Raw genomic sequence first — 14,833 nt, forward strand, 5'->3', positions numbered from 1 at the left:
CCCCCTCCGCAGGCCGCTCCGTCGGACGATCCCGTGGGAAACATTGCCAGGACACGGGTTCGAGCAGAGATGATGTCCGCGGCGGAATTCCGCCATGGCTCATTTCCGCCATCCCATATGGGGACAAGCTCCGGAAGGGGTACCCGTGCTCGGTGCCATTGGACTCGACGAGGACCAGGAATCGGCGTACCGCGCCCTGGTGGGACTCGGGGCCGCCGAGGTCACCGATCTGTCGCACCGGCTCGGACTGCCGGAGGACGTCACCACGCGCGCTCTGCGGCAGCTCGAACGCCAGGGCCTGGTGGCCAGATCCTCCGCCCGCCCTGGTCGCTGGGTGGCCGCTCCCCCGGCGGTCGCGCTGGGCGCGCTGCTCACCCAGCAGCGGCACGGCCTCGAACAGGCCGAGCTCGCGGCCGCCCTGCTCGCCCAGGAGTTCCGGGCGGAGGCGGAGGAGCTGAAGGTGCACGACCTGGTGGAGGTGGTGACCGGCGCGAGCGCCGTGGCCAGCCGCTTCATGCAGCTGCAGCTCGGCGCGGAGAAAGAGGTCTGCGCGCTGGTCACCGGCAATCCGACGGTCGTGACCGGCATGGACAACAGCGCCGAGGAGCAGGCCGCCGAGCGCGGCGTCTCCTACCGGGTGGTCGTCGAGCGCGATGTCATCAACGCCGCGAGCGGGCTCACCGAGCTCAGCGCGGCCCTCGGGCGGAACGAGGAGGTACGGGTCACCGACCGCGTACCCACCAAGCTCGTGGTCGCCGACCGCGCCCTCGCCATGGTGCCGCTGGCCCGCGACGCGGCCACCGCGGGCCCGGCCGGGCCGGCCGCCCTCATCGTCCACGCCAGCGGCCTCCTCGAATCCCTGATGGGTCTCTTCGAGTCCGTCTGGCGCGAGTCCCTGCCCCTGCGGCTCGACCCGGACGGCCTGCCCCAGGAGGCCGGGCCCGCCGGGCCGGACGGCGTCGACCTGCAGATCCTCTCTCTCCTCCTCGCCGGCCTCACCGACGCCAGCGTCGCCAAGCAGCTCGACCTGGGCCTGCGGACCGTCCAGCGACGCGTCAAGCGGCTCATGGAGATCACCGAGGTCACCACCCGCCTCCAGCTCGGCTGGCACGCGTACGAAAGGGGCTGGGTCGCCCGATAAACCGGGGGGCGGGGCGGCCGCGCGTCCGGCACAGTGGGCACATGGGGACCGCACTGGTGTGCCTGGTCGGCGCAGTGATGCTGCTCGGCCTGCTGGGCGTGCTCGTGCCGGGCATCCCCGGGCCGCTGGTGTGCTGGTCCGCCGTCCTTTGGTGGGCCGGCGAGGAGCACACGCCCCTGTCGTGGGGCGTCCTCGCCGCCGCGACGGGTGTGCTGCTGCTCAACCTGGTGCTGAAATGGCTCCTCCCCGCCCGCTCCATGCGCACCGCCGGGGTGTCCTGGCGCGCGCTCTTCACCGCCGGCGCCGTCGCCATCGCCGGCTTCTTCCTGGTGCCGGTCATCGGCGCGCCCATCGGCTTCGTGGGCGGGCTCTACGCTTTCGAGCGCGTCCGCCTCGGCAGCCACGGCGGCGCGTGGTCCTCCACGCGGACCGCGATGCGGGCGATCGGGCTCGGCATGCTCATCGAGCTCTTCGCCTGCCTGCTGGTCGCCGGCGCCTGGCTGGGCGCGGTCCTCGCCGGCTGACGCCTCGGGGCCCTTGCGATGGGGCACCCTACAGCCTTCACCTGCCGTATGTCCGAGATCCGTAACAGAGGGATCCTCCCTGCCCTGCCATCCGTCCTCCCTTGCGGACGGGCTGAATTCAGCCCGTCCGGCGACACCGCACACCTGGGAGCGAAGCGACATGGCACGACGGACCGTCACACGGGGGACCCGCGAGCGAATAGTGATGGTGACAGCGGTCACCGCCGTGGCCGGGCTGGCCGCGCTCGCGTCCGTCTGGACCGCGGAGGCGCATCAGGGAGCACCGGGCACGGCGGCGGCCGCCCCACACACGTCGGCGTCGAAGGCCAAGTCGCCGGGGAACGGGAAGAAGCCGGTTCCCGCGAGGCCGATCCCGGGGCAGACGTCGGTCCCTGACGCGTCGTTGCCCGCGCCACGCGTGAGCATGGACATCGCGCACGCCTCCGACAAGGGCGCGCACGCCGTCAACATCACGATCGACGACGGGCCGGACCCGGTGTGGACGCCCAGGATCCTGCAGGTCCTCAAGGAGAACGGCGTGAAGGCCGTCTTCTGCATGATCGGCCCGCAGGCCGCCGCCCACCCGGAGATCGTGCGGCAGGTCGTGGCGGCCGGGCACCGGCTGTGCGACCACACGGTCTCGCACGACACCACCATGGCCACGAAGTCCCGCGCCTACCAGTCCAAGGAGATCCTGGACGCCGAGCAGATGATCGAGCATGCCTCGGGCGGGGTGAAGCCGCTCTACTACCGCGCTCCCGGCGGCGCCTTCACCCCGTACAGCCGGCAGATCGCCGCCGCCCGGGCGATGCGGCCGCTCGGCTGGAACGTGGACTCCAAGGACTTCGACCGGCCCGGGACGGCGGCCATGGTCGCCACCGTCAGGAACGAGCTCCCCAACGGCCCGACGATCCTCTTCCACGACGGCGGCGGCGACCGCAGCCAGACGGTGGCCGCACTGCGCCAGCTGCTGCCCTGGCTGAAGGAGCAGGGGTACGCCTTCGGCTTCCCGGTACGGTGAGTGAGAGCGCTCTCAGTGCACCGGCGCACCGGTTAGGCTGTCCTCGTCACGGATCCCGACGAGGAGCCCTCCTTTGACCGACCGCGCAGCCGCCGGCCCCGCCGCGCCCCGTCCGACCCTGGAAGCCGTCGCCGAGCGGGCCGGTGTGTCACGGGCCACCGCGTCCCGCGTGGTCAACGGCGGTGCGGGGGTGCGCGCCCCGCTCGTGGAGCGCGTACGCGAGGCGGTCGCGGAGCTCGGCTACGTACCGAACCAGGCAGCCCGCACGCTTGTCACCCGGCGCAACGACGCGGTGGCGGTGATCGTGGCGGAGCCGGAGACCCGGGTCTTCACGGACCCGTTCTTCGCGGAGCAGCTGCTCGGCATCAGCCGCGAGCTCACCGCGCACGACTCACAGCTGGTCCTGCTCCTGGTCGAGGGCCCCGAGGACTACGACCGCGTCGGCCGCTACCTCGCCGGCGGCCACGTCGACGGGGCGCTGGTCTTCTCCCTGCACGCCGACGACCCGCTGCCCGGCATCATCCGCCGCATAGGCCTGCCCACGGTCTTCGGCGGCCGCCCCGGCTGGCCCGGCTCGGAGGGCGACCGCAGCATCCTCTACGTCGACTCCGACAACCGGGGCGGCGCCCGCGACGCCGTACGCCACCTGGCCGCCCTCGGCCGGACCCGCATCGCCACGATCACCGGCCCGTTGGACCAGACCGCCTCCGTCGACCGCCTCGACGGCTACCACGACATCCTCCTGGACGCCGACCCCCGCCTCGTCGCCGAGGGCGACTTCTCCGCCCCCGGCGGCGAGCGCGCCATGGCCCGGCTCCTCGACCGGGCCCCGGACCTGGACGCCGTCTTCGTCGCCTCCGACCTCATGGCATCGGGCGCCCTGCGCGTGCTGCGCGAGCGCGGCCGGCGCGTCCCGGAGGACGTGGCCGTGGTCGGCTTCGACGACATGGCCACCGTCGCCGAGGCCGCCGACCCGCCGCTCACCACCGTCCGCCAGGACATCGAGGGCATGGGCCGGCTCATGGTCCGCCTGCTGCTGCGCGGCCTGGAGTGGACGGACGACGCGGCGGCGGGCGGCCGCCCGCTGTCCTCCGTGGTCACCCCTACCCGGCTGGTGAGGCGCGCGTCGGCATGAATGAGTAGGCGTACTCATGCCACAGCCCGGCCCTGGCCGCCACTCTGGCGGACATGACAACCCTCCCCGCCCGGCGGACCGTTCCGGCGCTCGCGGCCGCCTTCGTCCTCGCGGTCCTCCTCGTCTCCGGACTCCAGCCGCGCGACCGGCCCACCTGGGCCCTGGAGACCTTCTGGATCGTCCTCGGGCTCCCCCTGATCGTCGCCGTGTGGCGCCGCTTCCCGCTCACCGACCTCCTGGTCTGCCTGCTCGCCGTCCACGCCCTCGTCCTGGCCACCGGCGGCCACTACACGTACGCCCAGGTCCCCCTCGGCGACTGGCTCAGGGACGCCTTCCACCTCTCCCGCAACCCGTACGACCGCATCGGCCACCTCATGCAGGGCTTCGTCCCCGCCATCCTCGTCCGCGAGCTGCTCGTCCGTACGTCCCCGCTGCGCGGCAGCCGCTGGCTCGCCCCGCTCACGGTCTGCGCGTGCCTCGCCTTCAGCGCCTTCTTCGAGCTCCTGGAGTGGTGGGCCTCCCTCATCGGCGGCCACTCCGCCGACGCCTTTCTCGCCACCCAGGGCGACATCTGGGACACCCAGTGGGACATGTTCTGCGCCCTGATCGGCGCCGTCCTGTCGCTCCTCCTGCTCAGCCGCCTCCACGACCGCCGCCTGGCCGCGCTGGCACGCTAGGGCCTGTCCGGGCGATCATGGCCGGGTCCGCGACGTCTGACACGGCACCTCGCGGCGTTGCCGGAACGCCCACAGACAAACCAGTCTGCGGGCATTCCGGCGCCTTGCGATGCACCGCCCGCCGCGCCAGCGGCTGATGTCACTGCGACGCCGCGGCCTATCCGACCCTGATCGCCCGGACAGGCCCTAGACCTTGCGGGCCAGGATCTGGATCCCCGCCGACTCGTGCCCGTTCATCGTCGCCACCGTGATGTGCCGGGTGGCGGTGAGCTCGAAACCGTCCAGCAACGACGGGAACCAGTCCTCCGGATGATGCCGGCAGACCGCACCGTCCCCGGTCTCGAAGACGCCGTACGTGCCGTAGCGCCCGGCGAAGCGCCGGTAGCGTTCGACATTGCGCTCGTCCTCCTGCAGGAGCAGGTCGCTGACGTACAGCAGCCCCCCGGGCCTGAGCACCCGGGCCAGCTCGCCGACCAGCGCGCGCTGCGCCTCGTCCCGTGGGACGCAGGTCAGCACGGCGAAGAGCAGAACCAGATCGACCCCACCGTCGGGTACGGGCACCGCAGGCGGCGCCTCCAGCACGGTGAACCGCGTCCCGGGGTGCTCGCGACGGGCCCGGGCGATCATGCCGGGGGACGTGTCGGCGCCGGTGAGGTTGTCGAAGCCGTGGCGTTGCCGGACAGACCCTAGGGTCCTGCCGTACCCGCAGCCGTAGTCCAGGACCGCCGCGTGCCGGCTCACGCCGTCCAGCCAGGGCGAATGGAGGGGGTGGGTGAAGGTCTTGGTGGCCGCGGCGGCGTCCCAGTAGTCGGTCTGGCGGTCGAGTTCGGGCTGTGTAGGGTCATCGTCCATGCCGTACGAACCGATGAAGATGCTCGCCGAGTTCCATGACTACTTCGGCATCGAGCGCGAGCGGGATGTCGCGGACGGCGACAAGGACCGCCTGATCACGCTGCGCCGCCACCTGATCGAGGAGGAGTGCCAGGAGGCCGCCGACGAGCTGGTCCGCCTGGGCCGGTCCCTCGGGCAGGGCGAGCACGGGCGGGACGCCCGCGTCGCCCTGGCCAAGGAGCTCGCCGATGTGCTCTACGTGACGTACGGGGCGGCGGACGTCCTCGGGATCGACCTCCAGGGCGCGTTCGAGGCGGTGCACCGCTCGAACATGAGCAAGCTGGGCGCCGACGGCAAGCCCGTCCGCCGGGAGGACGGCAAGCTGCTGAAGGGCCCGGACTACCGGGAGGCGGACGTGGAGCGCTTCGTCCCGATCGCGGACAGGGCCTAGGCGCCCTCGTAGGCCTTCCGGAGTGCGGCCAGGTCCAGCTTCTTCATCTTGTACATGGCCTGGGCGGTCCGGGCGGCCTTCTCCGGGTCGGGGTCGCCGATCATGTCGAGGAGCGACTCGGGGAAGACCTGCCAGGAGACGCCGAACCTGTCCTTGAGCCAGCCGCAGGGGCCTTCCTCGCCGCCCTCGGTGAGCTTGCTCCAGTAGTAGTCCACCTCGTCCTGGTCCTCGCAGCGGATCTGGAAGGAGACGGCCTCGTTGAAGGTGAACTGCGGGCCGCCGTTCAGGGCGACGAACTTCTGGCCGTTGGCCACGAACTCGACGGCCATGACGCTGCCGGAGGGGCCCGGACCTGCGTCGTTGTAGTGGCCGATCCTGCCGAGGCTGGAGTTCTTGAAGATCGACAGGTAGTGGTGGGCCGCCTCCTCGGCCTGGCCGTCGAACCACAGGCATGTGGTGAATCCGTCGGTGGTCATCGGTACCTCCTGGGCTTGCGGGGCGCGCGAACGTGTTCCCCCGTACCGACGGCTCGGACGCCCAAAACTCATCGGCGGGCCCGGAATCCCGCTACGCCGGAGAGCGCTCTCAGACTCCATCGTCGCATCAATACTTGGAGAAAAGCGGATAGTTGGGGCGCCAGGCAGACCGTTATGTGTTCGACTCTTGACGCCCGGGACGCCTGAGGGCAATCTCCTGGGCATCGCTTGAGAGCGCTCTCAAGAACGAGGGCGCGATGCCACAGGAGGCTTTCCATGCCGATCGCCCGAGCCGCCGCCAGACGTGCCGTCACCCGACTCGGGGCGGTGGCACTCGCCGGGGCGCTTCTCGCCGCCTGCGGATCCGGATCGTCCGGGAATTCCGCGAGCGGCACCGACGGGGGCAAGGTCACGCTCACCGTCGACCTGTTCGGCACCTTCGGCTACAAGGAGGCCGGGCTCTACAAGGAGTACGAGAAGCTCCACCCGAACATCACCGTCAAGGAGAGCAGCACCGAGAACGAGGCCGACTACTGGAAGGCCCTCCAGACCCGCCTCGCCGGAGGCGGCGGCCTCGCCGACGTCCAGGGCATCGAGGTCGGCCGGATCGCCTCGGTCACCCAGCAGCAGGCGGACAAGTTCGAGGACCTCAACTCCCTCGGCGCGAGCAGCCTCAAGCCGGACTTCTCCGCCGCGAAATGGTCGGCCGCCACCACCGCCGACGGCCGCACCCTGGGCCTGGGCACCGACATCGGCCCCGAGGCGATGTGCTTCCGCTCCGACCTGCTCAAGCAGGCCGGCCTCCCCACCGACCGCGCCACCCTCGCCAAGTCCTGGTCCACCTGGGACGGTTACCTCGCCCTCGGCAAGCAGTACCAGGCCAAGGCCCCGGCCAAGAGCTACTGGACGGACAGCGTCGCCAGCCTCTACTCCGTCATGAACGGCCAGCAGAAGGAGCGCTACTACAACGCTTCGGGCGAGCTCATCTTCTCTTCCAACCCCGCCGTCAAGACCGCCTGGGACACCTCCGTCCAGGCCGCTCAGGACGGCCTGAGCGCCAAGCTCGCCGAGTGGACCCCCGCCTGGAACCAGGCCTTCAGCTCCGGCTCCTTCGCCACGATCGCCTGCCCCGCCTGGATGCTCGGCTACATCAAGGGCCAGGCCGGCACCACCGGCAAGGGCAAGTGGGACGTCGCGACGCTGCCCGGCGGCGCCGGCAACTGGGGCGGGTCGTACCTGTCCATCCCCAAGGGCTCGGCACACGCGAAGGAGGCCTTCGCCCTGATCAAGTGGCTCACGGCCAAGGAGCAGCAGGCCAAGCTCTTCAAGAAGCAGGGCAGCTTCCCCTCCAACCTCGGCGCGATCGACGCCGTCAAGGACGTGACGGACCCGTACTTCAGCGACGCCCCCATCGGCCAGATCTTCGGCACCGCCGCCGAGCAGTCCCCCGTCCAGGTCCTGGGCGTCCACGACAACGACGTCAACACCCAGATCACCAACGCCCTCGGCGAGGTCGAACGCAAGGGCGTCTCCTCGGCCACGGCCTGGTCGCACGCCGAAGCCGGCGTCAAGAACGCCCTCGGCTGACCCAGGGCCCTTCTGCCCGTTCCGGGCGCCGGGCCGCGATGCCCGGCGCCCGGCGCCCACCGCGCCCACCGCCTCCGACCGAAGGCCCGCCCATGACGACCCTCGCCGTCACCCGCCCGCGCCGCGGCATCGCGCAGACCATCTCCCCGTACTCGTACGTCGCCCCCTTCTTCGCCCTGTTCGCCGCCTTCGGGCTCTTCCCGCTGATCTACACGGCGTACGTCTCCCTCTACCGCGTGGAACTCCAGACCCCGAACGCGATGGAATGGCGCGGCTTCGGCAACTACACCGCCCTCTTCGCCGACGACTACTTCTGGACGGCGCTGCGCAACACCTTCACCATCGGCGTCATCTCCACCGTCCCCCAGCTCCTCATGGCCCTCGGCCTGGCCCATCTCCTGAACTACAAGCTGCGCGGCCGCACCTTCTTCCGCGTCGCGATGCTCCTCCCCTACGCCACCTCCGTCGCCGCCGCGACACTGGTCTTCGCCCAGCTCTTCGGCCGCGACTTCGGCCTGATCAACTGGCTGCTGAGCCTGGTCGGCGTCAGCCCCGTCGACTGGCAGTCCGGCACCTGGACCTCCCAGATCGCCGTCTCCACGATCGTCGTCTGGCGCTGGACGGGCTACAACGCCCTCATCTACCTCGCCGGCATGCAGTCCATCCCCGCCGACCTCTACGAGGCCGCCGAGCTCGACGGCGCCTCCCGCTGGAAGCAGTTCCTGCACGTCACCCTCCCCGGGCTGCGGCCGACCATCCTCTTCACCGTCGTCGTCTCCACCATCGGCGCGACCCAGCTCTTCGGCGAGCCGCTGCTCTTCGAGGGCAGCGTCTCCGGCGGCATCTCGCACCAGTACCAGACCCTCGGCCTCTACATGTACGAGCAGGGCTGGGGCTACTTCCACCTCGGCCGGGCCGCCGCGATCGCCTGGGTGATGTTCGTCCTCATCGTCCTGCTGGTCGTCGTGAACAGCGCGGTCGTCCGTCGCCGGATCCGTAAGGAGGCCTCCGCCCGATGACAGCGCTCAGCGCGCAGGCGCGTCAGGCGCGTCAGGCGCGACGCCGCGCCCTGCTCAGCCTCGGCACGAGCCGCGCGGCCGGCCGCCAGCAGCACGCCGGGCGGCTCGCCTACGCCTTCCTCGTCGTGGCCGCTCTCTTCTCGGCCTTCCCCTTCTACTGGACCGTCGTCGCCGCCACCCGGTCCAACGCGGAGCTCGCGCAGTCCCCGCCCTCGCTTCTGCCCGGCGGCAATCTTCTGCACAACTTCCAGCAGGTGCTGCAGCAGGCCGACATCGGCAAGGCTCTGCTGAACTCGCTCGTGGTCTCCGGCACGGTGACCATCGGCACGGTCCTCTGCTCCACGCTGGCCGGCTTCGCCTTCGCCAAGCTCCGCTTCCGCGGGCGCGGGGCGCTGCTCGCGCTCACCGTCGGCACGATGATGATTCCGCCGCAGCTCGGCGTCATCCCGCTCTTCATGCTCATCGCCAGGCTGCACTGGGTGAACCAGCTCCAGGCCGTCATCCTCCCCGGGCTCGTCTCGGCCTTCGGCGTCTTCTTCATGCGCCAATATCTTGTCCAGGCCCTGCCCGACGAGCTCATCGAGGCCGCCCGGGTCGACGGCGCCTCCACCCGGCGGATCTTCTGGAGCATCGTCGTCCCGATCGCCCGTCCCGGCATGGCCGTGCTCGGCATGCTCACGTTCATGGCCTCCTGGAACGACTTCTTCTGGCCGATCATCGCCCTGACCTCGCAGGAGCCGACAGTCCAGGTCGCCCTGCGGCAGCTCGGCGGCGGCTATGTGCACGACCAGTCGGTGATCATGGCGGGCACGTTGCTGGGGACGGTGCCGGTGCTTTTGGTCTTCGGGGTGCTGGGCCGACAGATTGTCGGCGGGATCATGACGGGAGCGCTCAAGGGCTGACGCCCTTGCCCGGTGTCGTTGCGGTGCCGTTTGCCATGGCTGGCGGTCCGTCCTCAAACGCCGGACGGGCTGGGTTGGCCGTGGGGTCGGGGGCGCCTGCCGGGGTCTCTCTCCTCGGCGCTCGCGACTCTGGTCGGCCTTGTTCGCGCCCGGGATCCTCGCTCGTCGCCTGCGGGAGAACCCCTCCACCACCCCCTCCCGGCCGGGAGCGTTCACTTCAGCCCGTCCGGATTGCCGGTCCGTCAGCGGAGTGCGGTCACATTCAGCCCGTCCGGCGTTTGAGGACACGCCCGCAGGGCGTCTGGGGGTCCGGGGGCTTGCCCCCGGCGGGTCCGGGCGGAGCCCGCCACGCGGCGCCAGCCGCTGATCGGATGCAGCAGGAAGGGGCGGGGTGGGGGAAACCCCCTCACCCACGGACCGACGGCCGCCAACGCACCCGCAACCACCCACCCGGCCGAGGCGTGGGCGGTGCCCACGGCCCGACGGCCAGAGGCCGGCGCAGCGAAGCGCCCGCGAGAACCGCGCAAAAAAGATAGGCCCAACGGCAACCTAAGGAGCCCCCATGACCACGACCCGCCAAACCCACGCCGCACACCCGACCGCATCGGCCCCGTTCCCGCCAGGGTTCCGGTGGGGCGCAGCCACCGCCGCGTACCAGATAGAGGGCGCGGCGGCGGAGGACGGCCGGACGCCGTCGATATGGGACACGTTCAGCCATACGCCCGGCAGGGTGAGGAACGGGGATACGGGCGACACCGCGGCGGACCACTACCACCGGATGGGCGAGGATGTCGCGCTCATGGCGGAGCTGGGGCTGACGGACTATCGGTTCAGCGTGTCGTGGCCTCGGGTGCAGCCGACGGGGCGGGGCCCGGCCGTGCAGAAGGGGCTGGATTTTTATCGGCGGCTGGTGGACGAGCTCCTCGCGAAAGGCATACGGCCGGTGCTGACGCTGTACCACTGGGACCTGCCGCAGGAGCTGGAGGACGCGGGCGGCTGGCCGGCCAGGGAGACGGCGTACCGGTTCGCGGACTACGCGGGATTGGTCGCGGCCGCGCTGGCGGACCGCGTGCCGGCGTGGACGACGCTGAACGAGCCGTGGTGTGCGGCGTTCCTGGGCTACGCGGAGGGCGTGCACGCGCCGGGGCGTACGGATCCGGCGGGGGCGCTGAGGGCGGCGCATCATCTGAACCTGGCGCACGGGCTGGGGACGGCGGCGCTGAGGGAGCGGCTCCCGCAGGAGGCGGAGGTGTCGCTGACGCTGAATCCGGCGGCGGTGCGGCCGCTGACGGAGGCGCCGGGGGATGCGGACGCGGCGCGGCGGATCGACGCCCTGGCGAACCGGATTTTCCTGGATCCGGTGTTCAGGGGCAGCTATCCGGAGGATCTGGTGGCCGATACGGCAGAGCTGACGGACTGGTCGTTCGTACGGGCCGGCGATCTCGCCGAGATCTCACGGCCGATCGACTGGCTGGGGCTGAACTACTACACGCCCACCGTCGTGGCGGCCGGGGAGCATGACGGGCCGTCGCCCTGGCCGGGCGCCGGGCGGCATGTGCGTTTCGTGCCGGCGCCGGGCCCGGTGACCGCCATGGGGTGGCCGGTGGACGCGAGCGGACTGTACGAGGTGCTGACGAGACTGCGGGACGAGATCCCGGACGTACCGCTGGTGATCACGGAGAACGGCGCGGCGTACGAGGACTACGCCGACCCGGGGGGCGAGGTCCACGATCCGGAGCGGGTGGCGTATCTGCGTTCGCATCTGAGCGCGGTGCACGGGGCGATGGGCGAAGGCGTGGACGTGCGGGGGTATTTCCTGTGGTCCCTGCTGGACAATTTCGAGTGGGCGTTCGGGTACAGCAAGCGCTTCGGGATGGTGCACGTGGACTTCGCGAGCCAGCGGCGTACGCCCAAGGACAGCGCCCGCTGGTACGCGGAGGTGATCGCGAGGGGCGGGCTGGCCTGAACGGCGTATCAGATTCTGCGCCGGGGCGGCCGCCGGGCGACGCTGCGAATGCGAAACCCGGCGAACTCGCCCTCGGAGGTGGCCATGCGCGGATTGCGCGCCATACGTCTTGTCTGCGCTGTGCTCCTCATACCGCTGCTCGTCCCCCTGCTCGGCGCCGGTCCCGCCGCCGCACACGCCGTCGTCCCGCAGGGGTTCCGGCATCCCGGGGTGCTGCTGGGCCAGGGGCAGCTGGACATCATCCGGCGCCGGGTGCACGCCGGGCAGGAGCCGTGGGCGTCGGCGTTCGAGGCGATGAAGGCGAGCCGCTACGGACAGACCGGCTATACGCCGCACCCCCGGGATGTGGTCGTGTGCCCGTGGGACAACGGGCCGAGCAACGGCTGCGCCGACGAGCGCGAGGACGCGCTGGCGGCGTACACGCAGGCGCTGCTGTGGTCCGTGACCCAGGACCGTACGCATGCCGAGGCGGCGATCCGCATCATGGACGCCTGGTCGGGGACGGTCAGGGACCACACCGAGGGCGACGCGGGGCTGCAGGCGGCCTGGGCCGGGGCGTCGTGGGCGCGGGCGGCGGAGATCATCCGGTGGACGTACCACGAGTGGCCGCAGTGGGGGGTGGAGCGCTTCTCGGACATGCTGCGGGACGTGTATCTGCCGGAGGTGGCGGGCGGGGCCCCGGACTACAACGGCAACTGGGATCTGACGATGGAGGACGCGGAGACGGGCATCGCCGTCTTCCTGGACGACCGGCACGCCTTCGACGAGGCGATCGGCCGCTTCCGGGAGCGGGTGCGGGCCTACTTCCACCTGGCGTCGGACGGGCCGGTGCCGCCCGCCCCGCCGGGGAGCTCGATCCGGACGCCGGATCAGATCGCGGCGTACTGGTACGGGCAGCGGGAGTATCCGGACGGGATCGCGCAGGAGACCTGCCGCAATTTCAAGCATGTGGGGTACTCGCTGGCGGCCACGGCGCATATCGCGGAGACCGCGTTCCACCAGGGGCTGGACCTCTGGTCGGAGATCCATGACCGGGTGCGGGCGGCGCTGGAGTTCCACACGCGGTACGAGCTGGGCGAGCACGTGCCGGGGTGGCTGTGCGGCGGGCACGTGGAACTGGGGCTGGGGCCGGTGACGGAGGTCGCGGTGAACCATCTGCGGTACCGGCTGGGGATGGAGATGCCGCAGACGCTGCTGTACACGGCACGGCAGCGGCCGGAGGGGACGAACGACCTGTTCGTGGCGTGGGAGACGCTGACGCACGCGGACAACCCCGGCTGGTGAGGCAGCCGGGGTTGTCGTCGGTGCAGCTGGTGGTACGGGTGGTGCTTACAGCTCGGCGGAGATGAAGTTCGCGCCGTTGTAGGAGCCCCAGCCGGTGACCTTGTCGTAGCCGGTGCCGGCGCTGTAGTCGCCGTTGCTGCCGCTGGTCACGTCGTGGAAGGCGGAGGCGTAGGTCGAGCTGGACGAGGTGGCGAGGGCGTAGATGGTCGAGTTGGCGTAGCCGAGCTCGTAGCCGCCGGTCTCGTCGGCCTCGTCATCGAGGATGGCCGTGAAGGCCGCCCAGTTGGGGGCCGCGGCGCTGGTGCCGCCGAACTCGTACCAGGCGCCCTCGGTGTAGATGGACCAGCCGGAGCTGGGGTTGGCGTCGGCCGCGACGTCCGGGACACCGCGGTAGCTGCTGCTGTTCTCCGAGGAGGTCTGGAAGCTCGGACGGCTGTAGATCGAGGAGACGCCGCCGCCGGAGCCGGACCAGGCGGTCTCCTTGCTCCAGGTGCCGGAGGAGGTGGTCAGCGTGGTGCCGCCGGTGCCCGTGACGTACGGGTCGGAGGCGGGGAAGTCCACCGAGGTGCCGCCGTCGCCGGCGTCGTCGGAGCCGCTGTCGCCGGAGGCAGCGAAGACGGACTGGCCCTGGGCGGCGGCCTCCTGGAAGTCGGTGTTCAGCGCGGTCCGGTTGGACGCGGTCTCACCGGACTCGTAGATGCCCCAGCTGATGGAGATGATCGGGACGTCGTCGCTGACCAGCTTGGAGTAGACGGCGGTCTCGCCGGCGTCGCTGTTCGGGGCCTCGTACACCTTGATCGTCGAGCCGGGCGCGAGCGCCTGCACGACCTCGATGTCCAGGTCCACCTCGTCCTGGCCCGAGGTGTCGGTGGTGCCGCCGCCGGCGGCCACGACGGTCGGGGTCGCGACGCTCAGCGAGTAGTTGGTGTCGTACTTGGTGACGTCCGACTGCTTGAAGGCCGAGAACTCCAGCAGGGCGACGGTCGAGCCCGTGCCGTCGTAGCCCGCGCTGACGGTCGAGGTCAGGTTGTACGCCTTCTTCGCCGTGGTCGGGGTCAGACCGGCGGCTGCCTTGGCGGTGGCGTGGGGGGCCGCCTGGGCGTTGTGGTGGTACTTCGCGTAGTCGTTCAGGCCCGCGACGTCGGAGACGGCGGAGGCGATGCCGGCCGGGAGCTTGGGCGCGGTGGTGTTGGCGAAGTAGGAGTGGTTGCTGCCCTTCTCCTTGAACTTCGCGAGCGTGGTGCCGAAGGCCTTCTCGACCTGGGAGGCGGTGCCGGAGGCGCCGATGGTGAGGTGGTTGGCCGAGACCGCGCCGGTCTTCAGGCCCTGCGACTTCAGGTACTTGGAGACCTTGGCGATCGTGGCCGAGGTCGCGCCGTAGCGGGCCGCGTACTGCTTGACCGTCAGGTAGTGCTTGTACTGCGGGGACTTCTTGTCGCCCACCTTCGCGATGAAGGCGTCAAGTCCCTTGGTGTCGCGCGGGGTGAGGCTGACCGAGACCTGGACCTTCTTGTCCGACGCGACCTCGCCGGTCTTCGCGGAGTTGCTCACAGCGGATATGACATCGCCGTGGAGCGCGACTCTGGTGTCCGCCTGCGCAGCGAACGCGGGGCTCGCGGCGAGGGCGGCGACGACGGGGAGGGAAAGAGCCAGCAGACCTGCGAGTGGCGTCATACGAGACGTCAAGGCGTCCTCCGAAGAGTGGTGGGGGGAACCTCTGGTGGGAACGGGATCAACGCTAGGTAGCGGGCCCCCCGGCCATAAGCGGGGTAACCCTTGCGGCAGTTGTTAACTGCTGATGTCGCCCCGCGAAGGTTGG

At 70.8% G+C, this 14,833-nt stretch carries 14 protein-coding genes; 11 read left to right on the forward strand and 3 right to left on the reverse strand.

All coding sequences use genetic code 11. The features are described 5' to 3' along the window. Positions 1-145 precede the first annotated feature (145 nt). From OG607_RS09900 to OG607_RS09920, 5 genes are all read left to right on the forward strand, one after another. Positions 146-1,141, forward strand: coding sequence for a helix-turn-helix domain-containing protein (locus OG607_RS09900; RefSeq protein ID WP_405721383.1), 996 nt, complete (start codon positions 146-148; stop codon positions 1,139-1,141). 41 nt (positions 1,142-1,182) lie between these two features. Then, positions 1,183-1,665 carry a DUF456 domain-containing protein gene (locus OG607_RS09905; protein WP_405721385.1) on the forward strand — a complete coding sequence of 161 codons (483 nt, stop codon included), beginning with the start codon at positions 1,183-1,185 and terminating at the stop codon, positions 1,663-1,665. 160 nt (positions 1,666-1,825) lie between these two features. Next, complete coding sequence (locus tag OG607_RS09910) at positions 1,826-2,686, forward strand: polysaccharide deacetylase family protein (protein ID WP_405721388.1); 861 nt, start codon at positions 1,826-1,828, stop codon at positions 2,684-2,686. A gap of 73 nt (positions 2,687-2,759) precedes the next feature. After that, complete coding sequence (locus OG607_RS09915) at positions 2,760-3,821, forward strand: LacI family DNA-binding transcriptional regulator (RefSeq protein WP_405721391.1); 1,062 nt, start codon at positions 2,760-2,762, stop codon at positions 3,819-3,821. A 53-nt stretch (positions 3,822-3,874) separates the two neighbouring features. Further along, the gene (locus tag OG607_RS09920) at positions 3,875-4,498 is read left to right on the forward strand and encodes a DUF2238 domain-containing protein (protein ID WP_405721393.1); all 624 of its coding nucleotides are present in this window, start codon (positions 3,875-3,877) and stop codon (positions 4,496-4,498) included. A 186-nt stretch (positions 4,499-4,684) separates the two neighbouring features. Here OG607_RS09920 and OG607_RS09925 read toward each other — a convergent pair whose 3' ends face one another. Beyond that, complete coding sequence (locus OG607_RS09925) at positions 4,685-5,350, reverse strand: class I SAM-dependent methyltransferase (RefSeq protein WP_405721396.1); 666 nt, start codon at positions 5,348-5,350, stop codon at positions 4,685-4,687. Here OG607_RS09925 and OG607_RS09930 point away from each other — a divergent pair. Continuing rightward, entirely contained in the window at positions 5,349-5,780 is a 432-nt protein-coding gene (locus OG607_RS09930) for a MazG nucleotide pyrophosphohydrolase domain-containing protein (RefSeq protein ID WP_405721399.1), read from the forward strand. The genes OG607_RS09925 and OG607_RS09930 overlap by 2 nt on opposite strands. Here the strand turns inward: OG607_RS09930 and OG607_RS09935 are convergent. Then, entirely contained in the window at positions 5,777-6,256 is a 480-nt protein-coding gene (locus OG607_RS09935; RefSeq protein WP_405721402.1) for a VOC family protein, read from the reverse strand. The two genes, OG607_RS09930 and OG607_RS09935, sit on opposite strands and share 4 nt — an antisense overlap. A 276-nt stretch (positions 6,257-6,532) precedes the next feature. On the opposite strand from OG607_RS09935, the gene OG607_RS09940 reads away from it, so the two are divergent. The 5 genes from OG607_RS09940 to OG607_RS09960 all read left to right on the forward strand — a co-directional run bounded on the left by OG607_RS09940 (position 6,533) and on the right by OG607_RS09960 (position 13,014). Then, positions 6,533-7,843, forward strand: coding sequence for an extracellular solute-binding protein (locus tag OG607_RS09940; RefSeq protein ID WP_405721405.1), 1,311 nt, complete (start codon positions 6,533-6,535; stop codon positions 7,841-7,843). Between the two features lie 92 nt (positions 7,844-7,935). After that, on the forward strand, positions 7,936-8,862 hold the full coding sequence (locus OG607_RS09945; RefSeq protein WP_405721408.1) for a carbohydrate ABC transporter permease: 927 nt from the start codon (positions 7,936-7,938) through the stop codon (positions 8,860-8,862). Continuing rightward, the gene (locus OG607_RS09950) at positions 8,859-9,764 is read left to right on the forward strand and encodes a carbohydrate ABC transporter permease (protein WP_405721411.1); all 906 of its coding nucleotides are present in this window, start codon (positions 8,859-8,861) and stop codon (positions 9,762-9,764) included. Before OG607_RS09945 ends, OG607_RS09950 begins: the two co-directional genes overlap by 4 nt. A 562-nt stretch (positions 9,765-10,326) precedes the next feature. Next, positions 10,327-11,730, forward strand: a complete 1,404-nt coding sequence (locus OG607_RS09955) for a GH1 family beta-glucosidase (protein WP_405721414.1) — start codon at positions 10,327-10,329, stop codon at positions 11,728-11,730. Between the two features lie 84 nt (positions 11,731-11,814). Further along, entirely contained in the window at positions 11,815-13,014 is a 1,200-nt protein-coding gene (locus tag OG607_RS09960; RefSeq protein WP_405721417.1) for an alginate lyase family protein, read from the forward strand. Between the two features lie 45 nt (positions 13,015-13,059). Here OG607_RS09960 and OG607_RS09965 read toward each other — a convergent pair whose 3' ends face one another. Next, complete coding sequence (locus OG607_RS09965) at positions 13,060-14,688, reverse strand: protease pro-enzyme activation domain-containing protein (protein WP_405721420.1); 1,629 nt, start codon at positions 14,686-14,688, stop codon at positions 13,060-13,062. Between the last annotated feature and the right edge of the window lie 145 nt (positions 14,689-14,833).

The sequence above is a fragment of the Streptomyces sp. NBC_01537 genome (assembly GCF_045040445.1).
Lineage (GTDB): Bacteria > Actinomycetota > Actinomycetes > Streptomycetales > Streptomycetaceae > Actinacidiphila.

What these genes read in the sequence shown, in the direction of transcription:
- OG607_RS09920 (WP_405721393.1), top strand. Translation starts at nt 3,875, where the DNA reads ATGACAACCCTCCCCGCCCGGCGGACCGTTCCGGCGCTCGCGGCCGCC.
- OG607_RS09955 (WP_405721414.1), top strand. Translation starts at nt 10,327, where the DNA reads ATGACCACGACCCGCCAAACCCACGCCGCACACCCGACCGCATCGGCC.
- OG607_RS09930 (WP_405721399.1), top strand. Translation starts at nt 5,349, where the DNA reads ATGCCGTACGAACCGATGAAGATGCTCGCCGAGTTCCATGACTACTTC.
- OG607_RS09945 (WP_405721408.1), top strand. Translation starts at nt 7,936, where the DNA reads ATGACGACCCTCGCCGTCACCCGCCCGCGCCGCGGCATCGCGCAGACC.
- OG607_RS09910 (WP_405721388.1), top strand. Translation starts at nt 1,826, where the DNA reads ATGGCACGACGGACCGTCACACGGGGGACCCGCGAGCGAATAGTGATG.
- OG607_RS09925 (WP_405721396.1), bottom strand. Translation starts at nt 5,350, where the DNA reads ATGGACGATGACCCTACACAGCCCGAACTCGACCGCCAGACCGACTAC.
- OG607_RS09965 (WP_405721420.1), bottom strand. Translation starts at nt 14,688, where the DNA reads ATGACGCCACTCGCAGGTCTGCTGGCTCTTTCCCTCCCCGTCGTCGCC.
- OG607_RS09940 (WP_405721405.1), top strand. Translation starts at nt 6,533, where the DNA reads ATGCCGATCGCCCGAGCCGCCGCCAGACGTGCCGTCACCCGACTCGGG.
- OG607_RS09960 (WP_405721417.1), top strand. Translation starts at nt 11,815, where the DNA reads ATGCGCGGATTGCGCGCCATACGTCTTGTCTGCGCTGTGCTCCTCATA.
- OG607_RS09950 (WP_405721411.1), top strand. Translation starts at nt 8,859, where the DNA reads ATGACAGCGCTCAGCGCGCAGGCGCGTCAGGCGCGTCAGGCGCGACGC.
- OG607_RS09905 (WP_405721385.1), top strand. Translation starts at nt 1,183, where the DNA reads ATGGGGACCGCACTGGTGTGCCTGGTCGGCGCAGTGATGCTGCTCGGC.
- OG607_RS09935 (WP_405721402.1), bottom strand. Translation starts at nt 6,256, where the DNA reads ATGACCACCGACGGATTCACCACATGCCTGTGGTTCGACGGCCAGGCC.